20 protein-coding genes and 2 pseudogenes are annotated in these 18,107 nt (G+C 55.1%); 11 read left to right on the top strand and 11 right to left on the bottom strand.

Features of this window, described 5'->3' with window-relative positions; all coding sequences use genetic code 11:
• The first annotated feature begins 27 nt into the window (after positions 1–27).
• Together OHL13_RS04865 and OHL13_RS04870 are read left to right on the top strand one after the other, a co-directional pair.
• Entirely contained in the window at positions 28–1,473 is a 1,446-nt protein-coding gene (locus OHL13_RS04865) for a M20/M25/M40 family metallo-hydrolase (RefSeq protein WP_263408980.1), read from the top strand.
• Between the two features lie 37 nt (positions 1,474–1,510).
• Positions 1,511–2,776, top strand: a complete 1,266-nt coding sequence (locus OHL13_RS04870) for an aminotransferase class I/II-fold pyridoxal phosphate-dependent enzyme (RefSeq protein ID WP_263408981.1) — start codon at positions 1,511–1,513, stop codon at positions 2,774–2,776.
• 690 nt (positions 2,777–3,466) lie between these two features.
• Here OHL13_RS04870 and OHL13_RS04875 read toward each other — a convergent pair.
• Positions 3,467–4,207 (bottom strand): SDR family oxidoreductase, encoded by a 741-nt coding sequence (locus OHL13_RS04875; RefSeq protein ID WP_263408982.1) that lies wholly within the window; start codon positions 4,205–4,207, stop codon positions 3,467–3,469.
• A 132-nt stretch (positions 4,208–4,339) separates the two neighbouring features.
• On the opposite strand from OHL13_RS04875, the gene OHL13_RS04880 reads away from it, so the two are divergent.
• From OHL13_RS04880 to OHL13_RS04905, 6 genes and pseudogenes are all read left to right on the top strand, one after another.
• On the top strand, positions 4,340–5,320 hold the full coding sequence (locus tag OHL13_RS04880) for a LysR substrate-binding domain-containing protein (RefSeq protein ID WP_263408983.1): 981 nt from the start codon (positions 4,340–4,342) through the stop codon (positions 5,318–5,320).
• Between the two features lie 678 nt (positions 5,321–5,998).
• Positions 5,999–6,812, top strand: a pseudogene (locus OHL13_RS04885) (DUF1738 domain-containing protein).
• A gap of 170 nt (positions 6,813–6,982) precedes the next feature.
• On the top strand, positions 6,983–7,546 hold the full coding sequence (locus tag OHL13_RS04890; RefSeq protein WP_263408984.1) for a carboxymuconolactone decarboxylase family protein: 564 nt from the start codon (positions 6,983–6,985) through the stop codon (positions 7,544–7,546).
• Positions 7,547–7,606: 60 nt separating this feature from the next.
• Complete coding sequence (locus OHL13_RS04895; RefSeq protein WP_263408985.1) at positions 7,607–8,038, top strand: DUF4437 domain-containing protein; 432 nt, start codon at positions 7,607–7,609, stop codon at positions 8,036–8,038.
• Positions 8,039–8,371: 333 nt separating this feature from the next.
• Positions 8,372–8,758, top strand: a complete 387-nt coding sequence (gene gcvH / locus OHL13_RS04900; RefSeq protein ID WP_263408986.1) for a glycine cleavage system protein GcvH — start codon at positions 8,372–8,374, stop codon at positions 8,756–8,758.
• A 72-nt stretch (positions 8,759–8,830) separates the two neighbouring features.
• Entirely contained in the window at positions 8,831–9,397 is a 567-nt protein-coding gene (locus OHL13_RS04905) for a TetR/AcrR family transcriptional regulator (protein WP_263408987.1), read from the top strand.
• 89 nt (positions 9,398–9,486) lie between these two features.
• On the opposite strand, the gene OHL13_RS04910 is transcribed toward OHL13_RS04905, so the two are convergent.
• From OHL13_RS04910 to OHL13_RS04935, 7 genes and pseudogenes are all read right to left on the bottom strand, one after another.
• The gene (locus tag OHL13_RS04910) at positions 9,487–9,873 is read right to left on the bottom strand and encodes a limonene-1,2-epoxide hydrolase family protein (RefSeq protein ID WP_263408988.1); all 387 of its coding nucleotides are present in this window, start codon (positions 9,871–9,873) and stop codon (positions 9,487–9,489) included.
• Positions 9,824–10,177, bottom strand: a complete 354-nt coding sequence (locus OHL13_RS04915) for a hypothetical protein (protein ID WP_263408989.1) — start codon at positions 10,175–10,177, stop codon at positions 9,824–9,826. Before OHL13_RS04915 ends, OHL13_RS04910 begins: the two co-directional genes overlap by 50 nt.
• 31 nt (positions 10,178–10,208) lie before the next feature.
• Positions 10,209–10,331: pseudogene (locus tag OHL13_RS18705) on the bottom strand (hypothetical protein); the annotation flags it as partial.
• A 21-nt stretch (positions 10,332–10,352) separates the two neighbouring features.
• Positions 10,353–10,940 carry a peroxiredoxin family protein gene (locus OHL13_RS04920; RefSeq protein WP_263408990.1) on the bottom strand — a complete coding sequence of 196 codons (588 nt, stop codon included), beginning with the start codon at positions 10,938–10,940 and terminating at the stop codon, positions 10,353–10,355.
• A 77-nt stretch (positions 10,941–11,017) separates the two neighbouring features.
• The gene (locus OHL13_RS04925; protein ID WP_263408991.1) at positions 11,018–11,908 is read right to left on the bottom strand and encodes an HvfC/BufC N-terminal domain-containing protein; all 891 of its coding nucleotides are present in this window, start codon (positions 11,906–11,908) and stop codon (positions 11,018–11,020) included.
• On the bottom strand, positions 11,905–12,771 hold the full coding sequence (bufB, locus tag OHL13_RS04930; protein ID WP_263408992.1) for an MNIO family bufferin maturase: 867 nt from the start codon (positions 12,769–12,771) through the stop codon (positions 11,905–11,907). The genes OHL13_RS04925 and bufB overlap by 4 nt, the downstream gene beginning before the upstream one ends.
• A 72-nt stretch (positions 12,772–12,843) precedes the next feature.
• Positions 12,844–13,128 carry a hypothetical protein gene (locus OHL13_RS04935; protein ID WP_263408993.1) on the bottom strand — a complete coding sequence of 95 codons (285 nt, stop codon included), beginning with the start codon at positions 13,126–13,128 and terminating at the stop codon, positions 12,844–12,846.
• Positions 13,129–13,362: 234 nt separating this feature from the next.
• Here OHL13_RS04935 and OHL13_RS04940 point away from each other — a divergent pair, with 234 nt between their 5' ends.
• The 3 genes from OHL13_RS04940 to OHL13_RS04950 are packed head-to-tail and all read left to right on the top strand — an operon-like array spanning position 13,363 to position 14,716.
• Complete coding sequence (locus OHL13_RS04940) at positions 13,363–13,836, top strand: DoxX family protein (protein WP_263408994.1); 474 nt, start codon at positions 13,363–13,365, stop codon at positions 13,834–13,836.
• Positions 13,833–14,462: a sigma-70 family RNA polymerase sigma factor gene (locus tag OHL13_RS04945; protein WP_263408995.1), complete on the top strand. Its 630-nt coding sequence runs from the start codon at positions 13,833–13,835 to the stop codon at positions 14,460–14,462. Before OHL13_RS04940 ends, OHL13_RS04945 begins: the two co-directional genes overlap by 4 nt.
• Positions 14,463–14,473: 11 nt before the next feature.
• The gene (locus OHL13_RS04950) at positions 14,474–14,716 is read left to right on the top strand and encodes an anti-sigma factor family protein (RefSeq protein ID WP_399255232.1); all 243 of its coding nucleotides are present in this window, start codon (positions 14,474–14,476) and stop codon (positions 14,714–14,716) included.
• On the opposite strand, the gene OHL13_RS04955 is transcribed toward OHL13_RS04950, so the two are convergent.
• The 3 genes from OHL13_RS04955 to OHL13_RS04965 all read right to left on the bottom strand — a co-directional run bounded on the left by OHL13_RS04955 (position 14,713) and on the right by OHL13_RS04965 (position 18,106).
• Positions 14,713–15,033 carry a hypothetical protein gene (locus OHL13_RS04955; protein ID WP_263408996.1) on the bottom strand — a complete coding sequence of 107 codons (321 nt, stop codon included), beginning with the start codon at positions 15,031–15,033 and terminating at the stop codon, positions 14,713–14,715. The genes OHL13_RS04950 and OHL13_RS04955 overlap by 4 nt on opposite strands.
• A 329-nt stretch (positions 15,034–15,362) precedes the next feature.
• Entirely contained in the window at positions 15,363–16,862 is a 1,500-nt protein-coding gene (locus OHL13_RS04960; RefSeq protein ID WP_263408997.1) for an efflux transporter outer membrane subunit, read from the bottom strand.
• 2 nt (positions 16,863–16,864) lie between these two features.
• A complete protein-coding gene (locus OHL13_RS04965; RefSeq protein WP_263408998.1) occupies positions 16,865–18,106 on the bottom strand; it encodes an efflux RND transporter periplasmic adaptor subunit in 1,242 nt (413 codons plus the stop codon).
• Between the last annotated feature and the right edge of the window lies 1 nt (position 18,107).

The following is an 18,107-nucleotide window of genomic DNA, read 5'->3' on the forward strand; positions in this document are numbered from 1 at the left end:
TTACTGGCAAGCGCTCAGTCGCCGGAGATGTCTACGGTAAAAAAGTATGTTGACACTCACCATAAGGAAATCTTTCAGGAATTTCTTGCGTATGCGAGTATTCCTGATCTCCATGGCGACAACAAAAATCTGACGAAGAATGCAGAACTGCTCAAAAGCATGCTGGATAAGCGCGGCATGCATGGAGAGCTATGGCCCGCTGAGGGCGGAGCTCCCGTGGTGTATGGCGAGAAGATTGTGCCCGGAGCAAAGCATACTCTTCTTTTCTATATCCACTTTGATGGACAGCCGATTGAGCCAAAGCGGTGGGCTCAGCCTGATCCGTTTGTGCCGGTGGTTCGTACTGGAACGATCGAAGAAGGTGGTAAGACGATTACCGATCCTTTGGCAGCGGCCGATGTGCCTGGTGCGTGGCGGATCTATGCTCGTGGGTCCGGAGATGACAAGCTTCCCGGTGAGTGTGTGCTGGGTGCAATCGATGCCCTTGGGCCAAACCTGAAGGAGAACGTAAAAGTCTTCTTTCACGGCGAGGAAGAGGGTGGCGGTCCGAGCATGAACGCGGCATTTGCAAACCATGCGGACAAACTGAAGGACGCCACGCTCCTGATCATTTTAGATGGTCCGCAGCATTCGACCGGGCGGCCCACCATGTACTACGGAGCGCGTGGCGGAGCGAATGTAAATGTCACCGTGTTCACAGCAAAGAACAGCATGCACAGTGGTAACTATGGCAACTGGCTGCCCGATGCAAATGTGCGAATGGCGCAGTTGATCTCGTCCATGGTCGACGCCACTGGAAAGGTGGTGATCGAGCATTTCTACGATGATGTACTGCCATTCTCGAAGTCATCGGAACAGATGATGGACGCTGTTCCTGAGAACAGTGCGCAGATGCAGAAAGACTATGGCGTCGGCTCACTGGATGGTGCTGCGAAGTCCCTGCAGTTTGGCCTGAACATGCCTACTTTCAGCATTCACAAGATTGAGGGCGGCGAAGAGGGGTCAGTCATCGCGGCCAAATCAACGGCCGAGATTGCGATGCGTCTTGTGAAAGAAAACGATCCCAGTGTTATGGCGAAGCGGGTGATCGATCACATCAAGAAGCAGGGCTACTTCATAGTGGATAAGGATCCCGATGTGGCGACGCTCGCAGCACATCCGCGTATTGCGAAGGTAACATCTCGTTCGCTGCAGGCACGCGGTGGGACGGGTGCGTGGCGTACAGACGCTGAACAGCCGGAAGCAGCTTTCGCAAAGGCTGCGCTCGACAAAGCATGGCCGGGCAAGATGGTGTATCTCCGCACGCTTGGCGGAGGTGTTCCTGCGGGGCCATTCATCGATAAGTTCGGTTTCCCGGTCATTGGGATTGCACTAGCAAACTACGACGACAACCAGCACTCTGACAACGAAAACGCAAAGATGGGCAACATCTACGACGGCATTATCACTCTGGCTGGTCTGATCAGCCAATAACATGAGCAACCAGAATTCTCGGGAGAACAAGTAGATTATGGACCGTAATTCAATCTTTAACTCAGCCATCTCACGCCGTAATTTCGTCCGTACATTCGGTGCCGGCGCTGCCGCCGCTGCATTCTCGCCCGCAATGCTTGCTCAGCAGGCAAAAGCCGGTATGGATGGCGAGGCCCGCCGTAAGGAACTCGGCGAGATAAGCCGGCTTACAGCACAAAACGGCGGTGTGACCGTATGGATCAGTAGCAATGAGAATCCGCATGGCCCCTGCACTGCCGCGCTGGAACTCATGGCAAAGACCGGGCCAACTGGCGGACGTTATGACAAGCAGCATCTTGGCAATCAGGTTGTCGATCTGATTAGCAAAGAGTTTTCTCTGAAGCCAGGTTATGTAGAGTTTTACCCCGGCTCTACCGGTCCGCTGGATATGGCTCTGATGTCCAACATCGGTCCGGACAAAGGCATCATCTGTGGAGATCCGGGATACGAGCAAGGGCCTTGGGCCGCCGATGCCTGTAAGGCACCGATCAAGTTCGTCCCATTGACGTCTACGTTCGCGCACGATGTGAAGGCCATGCTCGCTGCTGATCCTAAGGCCGGCGTCTACTACATCTGCAATCCGAATAACCCCACCGGCACCATGACTCCAAAGGAAGACATCAAGTGGTTGCTGAAGAACAAGAACCCGGGATCGGTGGTGATTGTTGATGAAGCCTATCACCATTTTTCGCCGGATGATTCATGCATTGACTTGGTTGCGGCCGATCAGGACATCATCGTGGTGCGTACCTTCTCCAAGCTGTATGGCATGGCGGGTATCCGCGCTGGGTTCGTGTTTGCCAAGCCTGAATATATCGCACGGTTCCAGACAATCTCCCCCTTCATCAAGCTGCGCAGCGTAGCCAGTGTCTCCATGATGGCTTCGGCGGCAGCATTGGCAAGCTTACAGGACAAGACAGTCGTACCCACGAGGCGGAAAGAGAACGCAGACATTCGCAGCGAGACGCTCGAATTCCTGAGCAAGAAGGGATACAAGTTTATTCCTGGATCACAGGCGAATATGTTCTTTGTCGATACCGGACGTCCGGGTAAAGAGATGCAGATTGCCATGCTCAAAGAAGGTGTGTCGATTGGACGTACATGGCCAAAGATGCCGACGTATTGCCGCATTACGGTGGGCACTGCGGATGAGATGAAGAAGTTCCAGGTTGCATTCGCAAAGTGCATGGAAGAGACGCCCGGAAAGCATGCTGCTCTTGTACAGCACTTTGCCGGAAATCCGACAGAACTCTATCGTTCATAAAACAACAGAGGTAGTGTTTCCGACTGGCAGCCCGTGGCGAAAGCCACGGGCATTTTTCTGGGGTGCGGTAACTAGACAAGTGATCAAACAAGGGCATGTGCTCTAAGTACAACCGGATCGGAGGTTCAATTGCCGAGAACGTCGAGAGCATCCGAAAAATGTATAGGTACAAGTGTGGGTCCGACTGTGGAAATAAGTTATATCCTTTTTTGTAATCAACACGAATGAATCCCTGGAGCAGGGAAGCGCGTACCTCGGCGCACTTTCTCGCACTACTTAGAATTTCTGAAACCCAGTAAAAACGATGGTTTAGCGCCCTTTCGAGTATCGCTCGCCGTTGAAGCATTGGGAATGTGAATCCCACATGGATTTCCACTCCTAGTCATTCTTTCAACGCTTTCTGGCTTTGCAACGATGTCGCCGCCGCGTATAACCAACTGACGAAAACGACGTTTCAGAGAACTAATTTCCCGATATCGGCTCAAGTCTAGCTCGATGAGTGCATTGGCCTGAATGTGTCAGTGGAGCTTCTGCGGTTCCAAAGATGAGGAACCGGATATATGGCCACTAGCCATTTCACAACCGACTGAGCACCGACAGAATCCATAGCAACGCTCCGAAAATGAGCGTTGAAGCACTCGAGAGCTCCCGCAACACTGCTTGCACAAAAGAAGCGAGATGGAAACGAAGTTACCAGGGCAAGCTTTCTTTCATGAAGTAGTACCCCCCGGTTGGACCATCGGCGGGGAGGGTGGCGAGGCGGACCGAGGTCTTGGCTCCATCAGCAATCTCCATCGGAGCATATTGCGTCCCAAGCTCTGTTTTTACCCAACCGGGATGGGCCGAGTTTACCTTGATGGGCGTGTCCTTCAGATCGACGGCAAGATGAATGGTGAAGAGGTTGAGCGCAGCCTTGGACGCGTTGTAGGCAAGGACCTTGCCGGCATAGATGGGCGATGCGGGATCCGCATGCAGGGTAAGCGAACCCATGATGCTGGAGACGTTCACGATGCGGCCAGCGGGACTTTGGCGGATCAGTGGAAGGAGCTTTTGCGTCAGTGCGATCAGGCCAAAGAAGTTTGTGTTGAAGACGCGGTGCAGCGTGTCCTGCGTAACGGTAGTGGATGAGTTCTCCACCCAGCGGTCGCTTTCTGCAATTCCGGCATTGTTGACGAGGATGTCGAGCTTGCCGAATGTGGACTCAAGGAATTGATATGCGTGGTCGAAGTCGGTGTGTCGTGTCATGTCCAGGACGAGTGGATAAACGTCCACGCCAACCTCTTTGAGCGTCGAGGCTGTCTGCTGAACCTTGGCCTCATCGCGGGCGGCGACCACAACAGTGATGCCTTGTTTACCCAGTTGCAAGGCTGTCTCAAAGCCAATTCCTTTATTCGCGCCCGTAATCAACGCAATCTTTTTCTGATCTGTCATGTGTCAAGCTCCTGTGGCAAACTTATGCCGTGCTCTGTCATATTTCAAATCGATACGACCGATACTAATTATCGATATTTCGTATATTAGTGTGTAAAGCATGATTCTTTGAGGGAGCGAAGAAGGAGGCCCATGATCGGAGTACTTGAATTGCCGGAGCAAGACGAAACGAATACGTCGCGGCAAGTGGAGGTCATCGATCACTTCAATCTACGGAACTTCGATCTCAATCTGATGCTTGTGTTCGACGCATTGATGAAGGAGCGAAGTGTTACCAAGGCAGCAGCGAGACTGCGCGTCCACCAGCCCGCAGTGAGTCATAGTCTCTCGACCTTGCGTCTCCTTCTGCAGGATGATCTGTTCGTTCGAATCGGACAGTCGATGCGGCCTACGCCCCGAGCCTGTAGCCTTGCCCAAGGCATAAGCAAGGTTCTTTCTCAAGCGCATCAACTGCTTCTGACCTCGCAGGGTTTCGACCCTATGCTTGAGGAGCGTACCTTCCGAATCGGTTGCTACAGCGAGATTGAGGTGCTTCTTATCCCACTGCTAGCAGAACATCTGCGTGAGCGCGCTCCGAAGATGCGGTTGCACGCTCGTACCACCTCTCCCGAGACAGTTGCTCGTATGCTTGACGATCAAAGCATTGACTTCGCGGTTGGCTGTTTTCACAGCGAGCAGAGCCGCTTCCGGAGAAGGGAGCTGTTCGGGCAATCCCTGATGTGCTGCTACAACCCAAAGCTGCTCAATTTTCCTAAGAGACTAACGCTGAAGCATTACCGGTCCGCTCGTCACGCCCTCGTTTCACAGAGTCAGGACCTTGGAGGCTGTCTCGACCAGGTATTCCGGCAACACGATCTGCAGATTGATGTTGCAGTCGCAGCGCCTGAGTTCCTCAGCATTCTTGCTGCTGTAGAGCGAGCTCCTTTGATTGCGACCCTTCCGCGATGGATTGTCCAGCGCTTTGCGGGAATGTTCAAGCTTCAAAGCTGCGAAGCTCCGTTTGAGAATCAACTACCCCCTGTAACCGTTATGTGGCCCTCACATGTAGATAAAGAACCGGCATCGGAATGGATACGAGAGCAAATTGTGTTGATTACATCGGGCCGCTTCTAGAAGTTGACGGGAAAGGCACCTCAGTTTTGAAAACGGCTTTCTCGTCATGGCCCCCTGACTGACGACAGCTTTGGAAAGATCAGCTCGGCTTTTAGATAAGCGCAAAATCGCCAATGCGCTCATCGACCAGATCAATCCCGGCGAGTCGACATCTTGGAACGCACCTAAAGGTTTTGAGACGCGAGTGGGATGCGAAGCACTTTCGGGCTGTCTATCCCGCCCCGAGGTTACGGACGAAGTCCTGGTCGAGCGCTTGGTCGTGAGATGCCGGACTCATGACGCAAACCGGTCAGCAAATTCTCCTCCTTCTGATAGTTCAATGAGAACTGCAAGCGTTGGTCCACAACGCGACTCTCTTTCCAGGGCCTAAACGCATCTTCCTGCGTTACGCCTTCGGTGAAGATCCACTCCTCGCATATCTGTAAACCCTGTCTCCGGTCCTGCGTGTAAACCATGTCTTCGGTACCTGCTGAGGGCTCCGCCCTGGCGCGGCGCAAGGGGTTTCCCCATAATTTCGTTCCGAAAATCACTGCGCTCCGCTGGCCCTTCGCTTCGCTGCGGGTGGGCGATACCCGCTCCCCATTGCGCCTTGCCGCCCCGCCGTTCGCCACGTGGGCGTTCGGCATTTGCATGCCGCGTTTCTACACGGAAAGGCAAAAGCAAAGGAGAAACAACACCATGAGCACCACAGCCACCCCCATCGACAGCAGGAAGCCTTCCAACAAGCAGGAACTGATCGCCGCCAATATCACGCTCTTGATTGAACAGCTGGAGGCAGGACATTCCGACGCCCTCACCCGTTGCCGGGTTCTGGAGTTGGAAGAAACTCGGACGCAATGTCAATGCCGGAGCCAAAGGGATTCGCATCCTGGCTCCCATCATCGGAGTTCGTCGGAAGAAGGACGAGGAAGCGGAGAAGGACATCACCAAGCAGAACACGCGGGTCTTGCTTGGCTTCCGCAATGCCTACGTTTTCGATATCTCCCAGACCAACGGCGTAGACCTTCCCAATCTGCACGAGGCGACGGGCGATCCCGGAGAGAATATCGAGCGCCTTGCCGCATTCCTCAAAGGCCGGGGGATTCAGTTTGTCTATAACGCGAACATCGCGCCCGCGCTTGGTATCAGCTACGGCGGTCGCATCGCGGTTCTGCCCGGCCAGTCCAAGGCCGAAGAGTTTTCCACCCTCGTGCATGAAACCGCGCACGAACTGCTGCACAAGGCGGAGCGGCGCACTGCAACGACGAAGACGGTTCGGGAGCTGGAGGCCGAGGCCGTAGCCTTCGTCGTCGGCAAGGCCGTAGGTCTGGTGAACCAGAGTGCATCCGCTGATTACATCCATCTCTATCAGGGCAACGCCTCACTTCTTGCTGAAAGTTTGGAGGTCATTCAGCAGACCGCCAGCCTGATCCTCTCTGCCCTGGAACCGCCTCTCCCAGCAGAAGACGTTGAACCCGCCACTGATGCGCAGCCTGCGGAGGTGGCGGCATGAAGACCATTCTTGAAATCCTCGCCCGCGCCGGGGGATATCGGCGCGAGCTCTGCCTGCGGAGCTCTGCAAATAATAGAGGCGATCATTTGCATTTGTACCGATTGTTCGGTACATTAACTTCAAGTCAGCATGGTGCCGCAGTGAAGACGCCATGCCCAAGGAGAGACAACATGGCACGCATCGCAATCCCGACCAAAGAAACCGCCCCTGCAGTCACCAAGCCCATCCTCGAACGCTACGAGCGCAACCTCGGCGTCACCCCTAACTTCTTCAGCTTGATCGCAAGCTCTCCCGATGTGCTGAGCGCCGAAGCCAACATGCACGCGATCTTGGGCAAGAGCCTCGGGCATGACACGCGCGAACGCATTCACATCATGACCGCCGAGGTGAACGGCTGCAATTACTGCCTGTCGGTGCACACCTACGTGGGCGGCAAGTTCAACAAGATGTCCCAGGAAGACATGGAACTGAACCGGGAAGGCCACTCCACCGACCCCAAGGCCGACGCGGCTGTGCAGTTTGCCTACCAGGTTGCCAAAAACCGGGGCCATGTCACCGACGCTGATTTCTCGGCCGTACGCGCGGCGGGCTTCACCGATGAGCAGATCATCGACATCGTTGCGGAGACCGCGTTCAGCTTTACCACCAACCTCTTCAACAACACCTTCCAGACTGACATCGATTCGATCGTGACGCCGCTGAAGACAAACTATGACGAGCACAGCGCGAAGTAATCGCGCACCCTCTCCCGCCACTCAAGTTGACCACCTCGCTGCAAAACAAGGAGAACTCCAATGAGCTACGCAGAAAACCCCACAAACACAACCAAACCAATCGTCCATGAAGGTCCGTCCGTCAGCATCCCGGCCAGCGAAATCTCCTTCATCAACACCGGTGTGAAGACGGAGAAGGGTGAACTGCGCGCAGGTCCAGCCTATGGGGATCTGCAGAATGGCCGCCACGGAACCTTCGTACGTATGCCCGCCGGGTTTAAGAGCCCAGTCCATACCCACACCGAGGACTACTTCGCGGTCGTCGTTGAAGGCGTCGGCTCCAATCACCCTGTCGGTGCCGAAGCGGAACCATTGCCAAAAGGCTCCTATTGGTTTCAGCGCGGCGAGGAAGCGCACGTCACGGAGTGCCTGTCTGAGACGGACTGCCTCTTCTTCATCGTGCAGCCTGGCAAATTCGATTACGTGATTGAGCAGTCTGCCGACAAGAAGTAGCTCACAATCCCGCACGAACAAAGCTCGCGAGGCGGTGAGGCAAAGTAAACCTCACCGCACCCATTACCGAAATTGGATCGGTTCTATGAAAGAGAATCCCTATGACTACTGTTGTCATTCCCGTCTATGACGAAGTCACACAGCTCGATTTCACCGCGCCGCATCAGTTCTTGTCGATGGTGCCCGACATCACCGTGACCGTCGCATCGATAGGCGGCGCGCCGGTGGCATCGCAGGGACTTTCCTTCGCCAAGTTCAGTGACTTAGAAGCGATCGAGAGTTGCGATGTGCTCTGTGTCCCCGGAGGTCTGGGCTCTATCCGGAAAAAGCACCATGAGTTATCCCACAGACTACCGCTATACGAAATCCCACCAGTGGATGCTTCTCGAAGGCCAAATCGCAACCATCGGCATCACGGACTACGCACAGGACACACTCGGTGACATCAAGTTTGTCGAACTTCCGGCGGTAGGCCAGACGGTCGAGGCTGACGGGACGTTTGGCTCCATTGAGAGTGTCAAGTCGGTAAGCGGCGTGTTCTCTCCTGTCTCTGGCGAGGTCGTAGCAGTCAATGACGAACTCAAGACTAAGCCCGAACTCCTGAACCAGAGTGCGAATGAGACCTGGATCATCAAGGTTTCGGTGAAGGATGGGAACACTGGCGAGACGCTCTCGGCGGCCGGGTACGAGCAGTTTATTGCTGAGGAATCCGCAACCTAGAAACTCCGCGTTTAGCGATGCATCGCTTACGATGTCTAAAGAACGAACGATCTATACGGAGGTACGCCTGCCATGCCTGCAGCCTTGGACCCAAAGGAGAAAGCCGAAATCGTCGGGCGTCTCTTCGTCGTGTTTCAAGACCGAGGGTATGAAGGAGCATCCCTTGCGGATTTGTCACAGGCTACCGGGCTTGGAAAATCGAGTCTCTACCATCACTTCCCGCGAGGGAAGGAGCAAATGGCAGAAGCCGTTCTGGAACAAGGCAGGACATTCATCCAAACCGCGGTTGCTGACGTGGCGAAGTCCAACGAACCCCTCAAATTGCGGATACGGAAGATCGTCGCTGCGCTCGATCAGCTCTACGCGAGTGGCAAAAATCCATGTGTTCTCGGACGACTTGCGGTTTCAGAGATTGGGCCGGCTGGCAAGAAACTTGCACACGAGATCTTCGCCAGTTGGACCGATGCCGTTGCCCATCTTGCGCGTGAGAGCGGGATGACAGACTTGAAGGCGCGCCAATTTGGCGAAGACTGGATTGCCCGCGTGCAGGGATCGCTGATCCTGCATGCTGCAACAGGTGACTGCAAGCCCTTTGAGCGAGTGATGAGCGCACTGGCCGATCTCGCGAAAACAAAATAGCCGCAAGATCCGATTTTCGTGACAGACTTGTTTCCCAGCCCAACATTTCCCGCAGAGGGCCACTGATACTTGGCTCGTGAGTTAACGCCTCAATCTGCGGCAAATTTCTGTACGGCGTTGACGTCGAAGTAGTCCCTCCACTCGATAATCTTGTCGCCTTCGATCTCGAAGATGCCCATGACCATCGCGCGTCCGATTTCACTGCCGTCCGCACGCTCGAACCGGTCAAGCCTCTCGGTGAGAACTCGAGATCCGTCGGCGGCAATCGCGAGGATGTCGATACGAACCGTCGCGATGCCCATCGACGCCCCAAGTCCGTCGATCAGGGCGATGGACTCTTCGACGCCCTTGGTGACTGCAAGGCCTTCATTGACCCAACGGGTGTCCGGTGTGAACCAGCGACGGACAGCAGGCCTTCCGCTGTCTTCAAAGAACGTCGCGCAGAAATCTGAAACAGTTTCGATTGGGGTGGGCATAGCAGCTTCCAAAGGCTGGATTTCGCTCCTGCAAGTCCTCTCGGGTTAACTCTAGCTCTCCAAGCGTTTCAATCGACATGAACAGGATTCTGTACTCAAAAGGATTCTCCTCGGCATAAGCGATGTAATCGAGCAGTATCTTCCTGATAGCCGATAGCGGATCTCGACCAGCAGTGGAATCGAATCGTTTGGCCACCTTTTCCTCTTCTCCGGCCTTGTAGAAGCAAAGGCCGGTCAGCTTGGAGTCGTGCCACGAGATCGAGTTGAAGCGTTGTGCAGTCGGATTTTCTAATTGAACAGTCATGTCTACCTCGGATTATGGGATATGGAGGCGCAAGAGAGGGCAAGAACCTGATAACCCGGTAGATTATGTATCCGGCAGCAGCTCCGCTAACAACAGCACCGGCAGTTCTCTTTACGTTAGCTTGCTCCTCCGGCCAAACAATTGAGAAATTTATGAAGTCTCATCGCCCTCTCCGCTAGGGTATTTTAGCCAGCACTTCCTCGGCAGAGATACGATCTCCGTGACTGTGACTGATCTTTTTGTAGAGCACTTTGCCGGTTCTATCGAGAATGAACGTGGATGGATATGCGGTCTCGTGTGGAGCATCCCAGCGCAGGCCATAGAGCTTTGTCACGGTGTAGTCCGGATCGATGACAAGTGAAATATTTTCGGGAAGGTTTGCCTGTTTCGCCAGACCCTCCTGAGCGCGTTTGTCCAGATCGGCAGGCGGCCCAGGATAGACGAGGAGGACATTGGCTTTCTTGGCCGCGAAGTCGGCGTCGTGCTCGATAAGGTCATGAATCTGCTTCTGGCAATACGGGCACTGGTAGCCAGGAAAGCCGCGAAGAATGATGAGCACGGTGGTCATTGATCGACCCAACTCCTTCGAGAGCCGAACGGGAGCACCGACGGGCGTATTGAGTGTGAAGTCCGGCACCCTGGAACCGACGGCAGGGGTCTGAGCCAATGCCGAGGAGACACTGATTGCCACAGCGCCGGTCAGCATAAGAAGGGCGCCCATGGTGCGGCGCACGAGAGAGGAATGTATTGTCGAAGTCGTCATAAGAGCAACCAGTCCCGATCTGATCGGTTGAATTTCTCGTGTGACTGTTGGGCCGTGCGAAAGGTTACAGACGGAAATCAGAGATCGTTGTCGTTCGAAGGGCGGCAGAACCATCCGAGCTCGGAAGCATGCGTGAAGCACTCCTGGATCTTCGCGACCGTATACTCAGGTTTCTGTTTCTTTCCTGCTAAAACAGCCTGTAGCGCATCCATTATCGCTGATCCATCCCGTAGCGCTGTCAACAGCAGAAATGCCTCGCGATCGATGCGCCGATAGTAGACGGAGTCATCAAAGCGATGAACTGCAAGGTAAAGCGTCTTTCGCCGGATACTGGGTAGGCTAAGTTTATCCCGGTGCTTGTGTGTGACGGAAGTGTTGCTGACGATGTCCTTTGCCGGCGCGTTGCGATGAACTGCAAGGACGAGTTCATCGACTGGATAACTAAGTTCAAGCAATTGAAGGTGGGGCTGCAACGCGAGCGTCTTATCGGGTCCTAATGAAGCCAGGTCTTCGGAGGAGAGCGAAGGCATAAGACGGTTATCGAAAGCTTCAATATAGGCCCACTCCAAACGAGCCACATCGATAGCGAGCCGGTGACGCCGGCCAGCGTGTCCGGGATTTTTCGCCAACCATGCAGGCAGACGGCTGGACAGGTTTCGTAGCGTCCACGAACGAGATGGGTTCTCACGTAAATACGCAAGAATCAGCGCCTCAAAACGTGAGTCTCCAATCACTGCCCGTAGTGCGGGAAAGTCTTCAGAGACAGCATCCATGGCGCGGAACCAGTATGACCGGTTGTAGATCTCAAGTCGTTCAAAGGAAGAAAGATGATTATTCGGTGCAATGTAGCTTGCGGCAATCTCATGCATTGCGGACCCATCTGCGGCAGTTTGTTGCATCATGAAATCGGGGGTAAGCGGACGGCAGACATCTTCACGCATGCGTCGTTGAAGTTCAAGGAGAGTCATACCGTTACCTCCTCGTCAACGCGGAGTCTTGGATGAGCAGTAAGGTAGCGGCTAGCCTTCAGGGCCTCCGTGTGAACGTCTTCAAAGCTTGGAATCTTGTCGTCCCATTCCAGCAGTGTTGCGGTTGGGCCGGTACGTTCGATGGCACGTGCGTACATCTCCCAAACGGGGTCGAGAACAGGATGGTCGTGTGTGTCGAGGATGTACTTCTCGAACTTCGAGTGGCCTGCAATGTGAATCTGTGCCACGCGATCAGCGGCGACAGCATTGACGTACTCCATCGGATCGAAGCCGTGGTTCTGCGATGAGACGTAAATATTGTTTACATCAAGCAGGATGCCGCAGTCTGCACGATGAACGACTTCATTCAGGAACTCCCACTCGGTCATCTGCGACTCGTGGAACTCGGCATAGCTGCTGACATTTTCGACGGCAATGGGAATCTCAAGAAAGTCCTGTACTTCTCGAATGCGTTGCGCCGTTATACGCACTGCTTCAAAGGTGTACGGCAAGGGGAGCAGATCGTGGGTGTAGGTGCCATCGACGCTTCCCCAGCAAAGATGATCTGAAAGCCACGGAGTCTTTGTGCGTCGCGTGAGGTCTTTCAGTCGCTTCAGGTGGTCGCGATTGAGCGGCTGTGTGGAGCCGAAGTACATGGAAACACCATGCTGTACGACACGATACTGGTCGAGGATCTGGTCGAGCATGCGCAGTGGGCGCCCGCCATCGACCATGTAATTCTCTGAGATGATCTCGAACCAGTCTACGACGGGTTTCTCCGACAGAATGTGGTCGTAGTGTGGAATGCGAAGACCAACTCCAACCCCATAGTCCGTGAATCCGTTATAACGATTTGCCGGCATAGCTCTCACCAATACTTGAAGGAGGAAAAGAAGAGGCTCGACGGTACACGAGCCTCTTTATCGGGCAAATAGTTACTTGCCGGAAGGCTTGGAGCCATCCGTGGCACAGTCGCCCTTGCCTTTGCACGAGTTCTTACCGGGGTGCTTGCCGCCACCCTGACCCTTGCAGTCGTTCTGGCCTTTGCAGGCGTGCTTGGGAAGAGGCGCAGCGGCAACCAGAACCCCTGCATGTGTGGAGATGGAAGGTGTATCGGAGACGCCCGTAACAGGTTGTGCGTTGAGGCGGGTGGCGGTGCCAGCCAGCAGACCGGCAAACGCCGCGGCCAGTGCAAGCGAGCTAACAGAAGAAGTCTTCATGGGTAATTCCTTTCTGGGTTGGCCACCATCGCTGGTGGGGTATGGATGGATACGGCATAACAAATCGAAGCCGGTCATCTGAAGCGCGGAACCCGAAAGAGTTACAAGGTTTCTGAAAAAGTCAGCGATGACCGTCTATACTCCCACGACACATCGAAAGGGATCGCCAGCTGTAACTATCTGGCGAACCACGGCTCTAATCTGCTGAATGCACCGGAAGATGGAGTTGGTTCGATGAAAAAAATGATCGAGATCTATGGCCGCGGGGTAATACTGCTTTCAGCATTGCGTTCGCCAATGCTTTTACTGGTTCGCCTTTACTGGGGCTTTCAGTTCGCACAGACGGGGTGGGGCAAACTGCATCATCTCGGCAAAATCACGGAGTTTTTCGCCAGCTTGAACATTCCGTTTCCTGCCTTCAATGCCACATTTGTTTCGGGGCTTGAGCTCTTCGGCGGCATCTTTTTGATGCTTGGGCTGTTTTCGCGACCAATCTCCTTGCTGCTTGCCGGTAACATGTTTGTTGCATACTGGACTGCGGACCGTGAAGCGCTGGTGTCCGTCTTTTCCGATCCCGGCAAGTTCTACGTGGCCGATCCGTATACGTTTCTCTTCGCTTCCGTCATGATCTTCATCTTTGGCGCGGGCTTTTTCGCATTGGATACACTCATCGCAAAACGACTCAAAGGAATCGGCATCACCGCATGAACAATCAGCTCGACAATAGAGATGAGGAAGGCATGATCGCCTCAATTCTTGCGGGCGATACTCAGCTCTACCACGAGCTGATTCGCCCCTACGAGCGCAGTGTTTACATGATGGCCCTGACGTACATGAAGAACGAAGCTGACGCCGAAGACATTGCGCAGGAAGCCTTTCTCAAGGCATTCCGCAACCTTGCGAGCTTTCGTGCAGAGGCCAAGTTCAGTACCTGGCTTATCAGCATCACATTGAATGAAGCGCGTAGCCGGCTGCGGCAAAAATCAGCGGTTCGCATGGAATCTATTGACGAGCCAGTGGAGGAAGGAGGCTCGGTCTCTCCGGCAATGCTGCGTGACTGGAAAGAGATTCCCTCGGAGACGGTCGAGCGCGGAGAGGTCCGTCAGCTGCTGCAGGATGCCGTCACCTCGCTGCCCGAAATCTATCGCGGGGTGTTCATTTTGCGCGATATCCAGGAACTAAGCGTGAACGAGACCGCAGAGGCTTTGCAGATCAGTATTTCATCGGTCAAGGTACGGCTGCATCGTGCACGTATGATGCTTCAAAAGCAACTCGCGCCCCAATTGCGCCAGGTTGCGCCGAAATCGAAACGGAGGTGGATGCCATGGTCATAGAGTGCAAGCACGTGTGGGGTTACATCTCTGAGTACCTGGATAATTCGCTTCCCCCGGAGACCCGTGAACTGGTGCAGAAGCATCTGGATCACTGTGAAATCTGCTCAGCTATTTTGGACTCGACCCGGAACATCGTCATTCTCACGGCAGATGATCGTGTCTTTGAGCTGCCCGCCGGTTTCAGTGATCGCCTGCACGCACGGCTCAATGAAGAGTTGCTAGCCGGAAAAGATGAGTCTGAAGGCTCTTCCTAAACAATGTGGACGATGCGGTGAGTAAGCCACTCCGCGATAACCAGCCCTAAAGACAAAAGCGCCAACGTGATCTGAAATAATTCGGTCCGGCGCTGTTTGGAAGGGATGGTCTGCGCCCGCCATTGCGCCGACGGCCGGTTGCGGAGCGTACGGATCCGCCAAAGTACATAAAGATTGATGAGTGACCCGGCCACTGCAAGGATCATCATGGGAATCCTGATCATGTCCCCATGAAAGCCCTTCGCTGGGCGATTGAGTCCGGCGGCCGCGGCAAGGGCTCCCAGACCAATGAGTACGCGAACACCGCTGATGGCCATGACGGCCGTGCATGCACTTTGCAAAACGATAAACGCGAAGCTTGTCAGACTGACAACCCATCGTGATCTATTCGTTCCACTCGTATTCGAAGGCGGAAGGCTCAAGGAAGAGTGCATCTCAGTACTTTACATCTACCTGATGAGCAGTGAGAATCAGCAATTGCACGGTTTAATTGCGCGTCTTCATCGGCCGGGTGGTGTAAACCACTTTGCTTATCCTCTTCGTGCGGCTTGAAGATGCAGGCACCTCATTTGTGGCGCCCGCATCTTCAAGAGGGATATCCAATCATCGAATCTATGGAGTGATCAAGGGAACTTCCGCTAATCCGTTATGGGGTCGGCTTGCCCAGGTTGTGATATTGCGTTGCTTTCATCGGAGCAACTGACTTCATCGTAGGCAGCTCCGAAGGATCCCATCCGCCCCCAAGGGCGCGCACCATACCCACAGCGCCTTCCAAGCGAGCTGTTTGCACTTCCACCTCGAACAAGCGCGCATCCAGCGCCGAGATCTGTGCCATGACCACATCCAGGTAGCTGGTAAGGTCACCGGTGTAGAGCTGCATCTGCATGGTCTGCGTCTGCACGGCCGCGGTCATCGCCTCATGCCGCTTCTCCTCCTCTCCCTGCAGATAGCGCAGGCGCGAGAGCGAGTCTTCGACTTCGCGGAAAGCATTCAGTACAACGGAGCGATATTCGTCGGTGGTCTGGCGGTACTCCGAGTAGCTGCGCTGCAGCTCGGCACGGCGAGCTCCGCCCTGGAATAACGGAAGGGCGCCGCTCATGCCATAGCTCCACAGGCTGTTCGCGAGGTTGGCGAGTCCAAAGCCGTCGTCCGAGAACCCGGCCATGGCTCCGATGCTGATGTCCGGATAGAAGGCAGCTTTAGAGACGCCGATTGACGTGTTGGCCGCAGCCATACGGCGTTCCGCGGAGGCGATGTCCGGCCGGCGCTGGAGCAGAGTCGACGGTACGCCGATGGGAATGCTTGGGACATGGACCGTGAAGGTGTCTGCAGGGGCGATGTGAAAGGTGGTGGGCGACTGATTCGTCAGGATGGCAATGGCGTGTTCAAGCAGCGAACGCTGCATACGAACATTGATCTCCTGCGCCTCGGTTGAGCTGAGCTGGTTCTGGGCGCGTGTGACGTCTGAGCGTGGAGCAATCTCACCCTTCAGACGCGTTTGCGTAATATCGACCGCGTTCTTGTAGGAACTGATCGATTGCCGGTAGACGGCGTCCTGCACATCGAGACCACGCAAAAGCATGTAGTTCGAGGCGACCTCTGCCTGAATGCTCAGCCGGGTCAACGCCAGGTCCGCGGCGCTTCCCTGTGCCATCTCCTTGCGCATCTGCGTGGTGTTGCGGATCTTCGACCAGATATCAGGCTCCCACGAGGCGACCGCTCCGTAGCTTTCATCCGTTCCATAGAGAGGATCCAGCGGAGAACGGAAGAGTCTGTGTTCCGAGCTCTTATTGTCCGTCGTCGCTGCCCCTATGCCTACATGCGGAAAGAGGCGGGACTCGGCGATGGTGGTTAGATAACGGGCCTGGGTGTAACGCTCAGCCGCTGCCTGCAAGTCAGGGTTGGCAGCCGCTGCCTGCGTCTCAAGCTGGTTAAGTTGTGAGTCTCCGAACAGCGTCCACCAGTCCTTGCGAAGCACACCGTCCTGCGGTGTCGCGACTTTGAAGACGCCCTCTCCGCTCCAGGTGGGAGCAAGCGCCATCTGCGGAGGTTTATATGCAGGTGGGCGATTGCAACCAGCCAGAAGCAGCACGGAGAGAGCGCCCGAGACAACTACCGTGGGCGAAAAGCTCATCTTCTTGATCATGCTTACTGTCCCTCGCCGGGGATGGTGGTGGCTTTTGGTTCACCGGAATTGAAGGCTGTGGATGCCGTTTCAACCTGGTTGTATCCAGGCGTTGCGTGAGGAACGATCCTGACAGCCTCGCCGTTCAGCATGCCTGCTGAGGGATTATTGATAACGCGATCCTCTGGAGACAGACCTTCGAGAATCTCGACATCCTGCCCCAGGTTGCGGCCCACCGTTACTTTCTTCAGGACGACGTGGTTGGATTTGTCGACCACGGCAATTTGTTCGCCTTCCTCCTGGAAGATGAGAGCGTTCTCCGGAATCTGCAGGGCGGCAGATTCAGAGGGCACACTGAAGTGGACGTCCGCGTACGAGCCCGGCCACACCTTGTTCCCCGGATTGTCCATCACGAGTTCTGTGGTCACAGTGCGGGAGTCTTTATCGAGAGCCCATGCCGCGGTGAGAAACTGCGCATGGAAGACCTGGCCGGGATACTGCGGCACGGTGATGGTCGCGGTCACACCCTTCTTCAGGATGTCGATATAGTCCTGTGGGACGCTGACAAAGATGCGCAGCTTGTGGACATCGGCAACGGTAAACAACTCTGTTGCATCCCCCTTGTCACCAAGCTCTCCACCGGCCTCGCTGACATAGTCGCCAACGTTCACCTTACGGGCGGTGACAATGCCGTCAAACGGAGCGACGATGGTGCGGAAGCGTTCAAGCGCTTCAAACTGCGCTAGATCATGTTTGGCGGCTTCTGTTTCAGCATGCTGCGTGCGGGCGTTGGCTGCCTGCACGTCCACCTGTTGCCTGGAGACGGCCTGTGTGCCTTCCAAGTTCTTCCAGCGTTTCGCGGTCAAGTCCGCCAGATCCATCTTGGCGGTGGCAACGTCTACCTTGGCGCTGGACGCACGGTACTGCGCGTCCAGCTTGGGTGTATTGATGGTTGCGAGGATTTCGCCACGGTGTACCGAAGCGCCGTAGTCCTTGTCCCACATCTTCACGTAGCCAGAGACCTGGGCGTAGATGGGAGCCTCATACCAGGCGCTGATATCACCCGGTAGATCGAGCGTGCGCATGGAGTCACCCCTGCGCGGGATAATGACGCTGACATCCTCAATGGAGGACTCATCCGTACGGGTCTGCAGGGCGGCGAGCGCCTGCTTCCTTGAACCGATGCCAGTCACCACAAGGGTGATGGCAATGCCCAGCAGAACCACTGCGACGATAACGATTACACGCCGGCGTTGATTCATCATG

Source organism: Terriglobus tenax (assembly GCF_025685395.1).
Taxonomy (GTDB): Bacteria; Acidobacteriota; Terriglobia; order Terriglobales; family Acidobacteriaceae; genus Terriglobus; species Terriglobus tenax.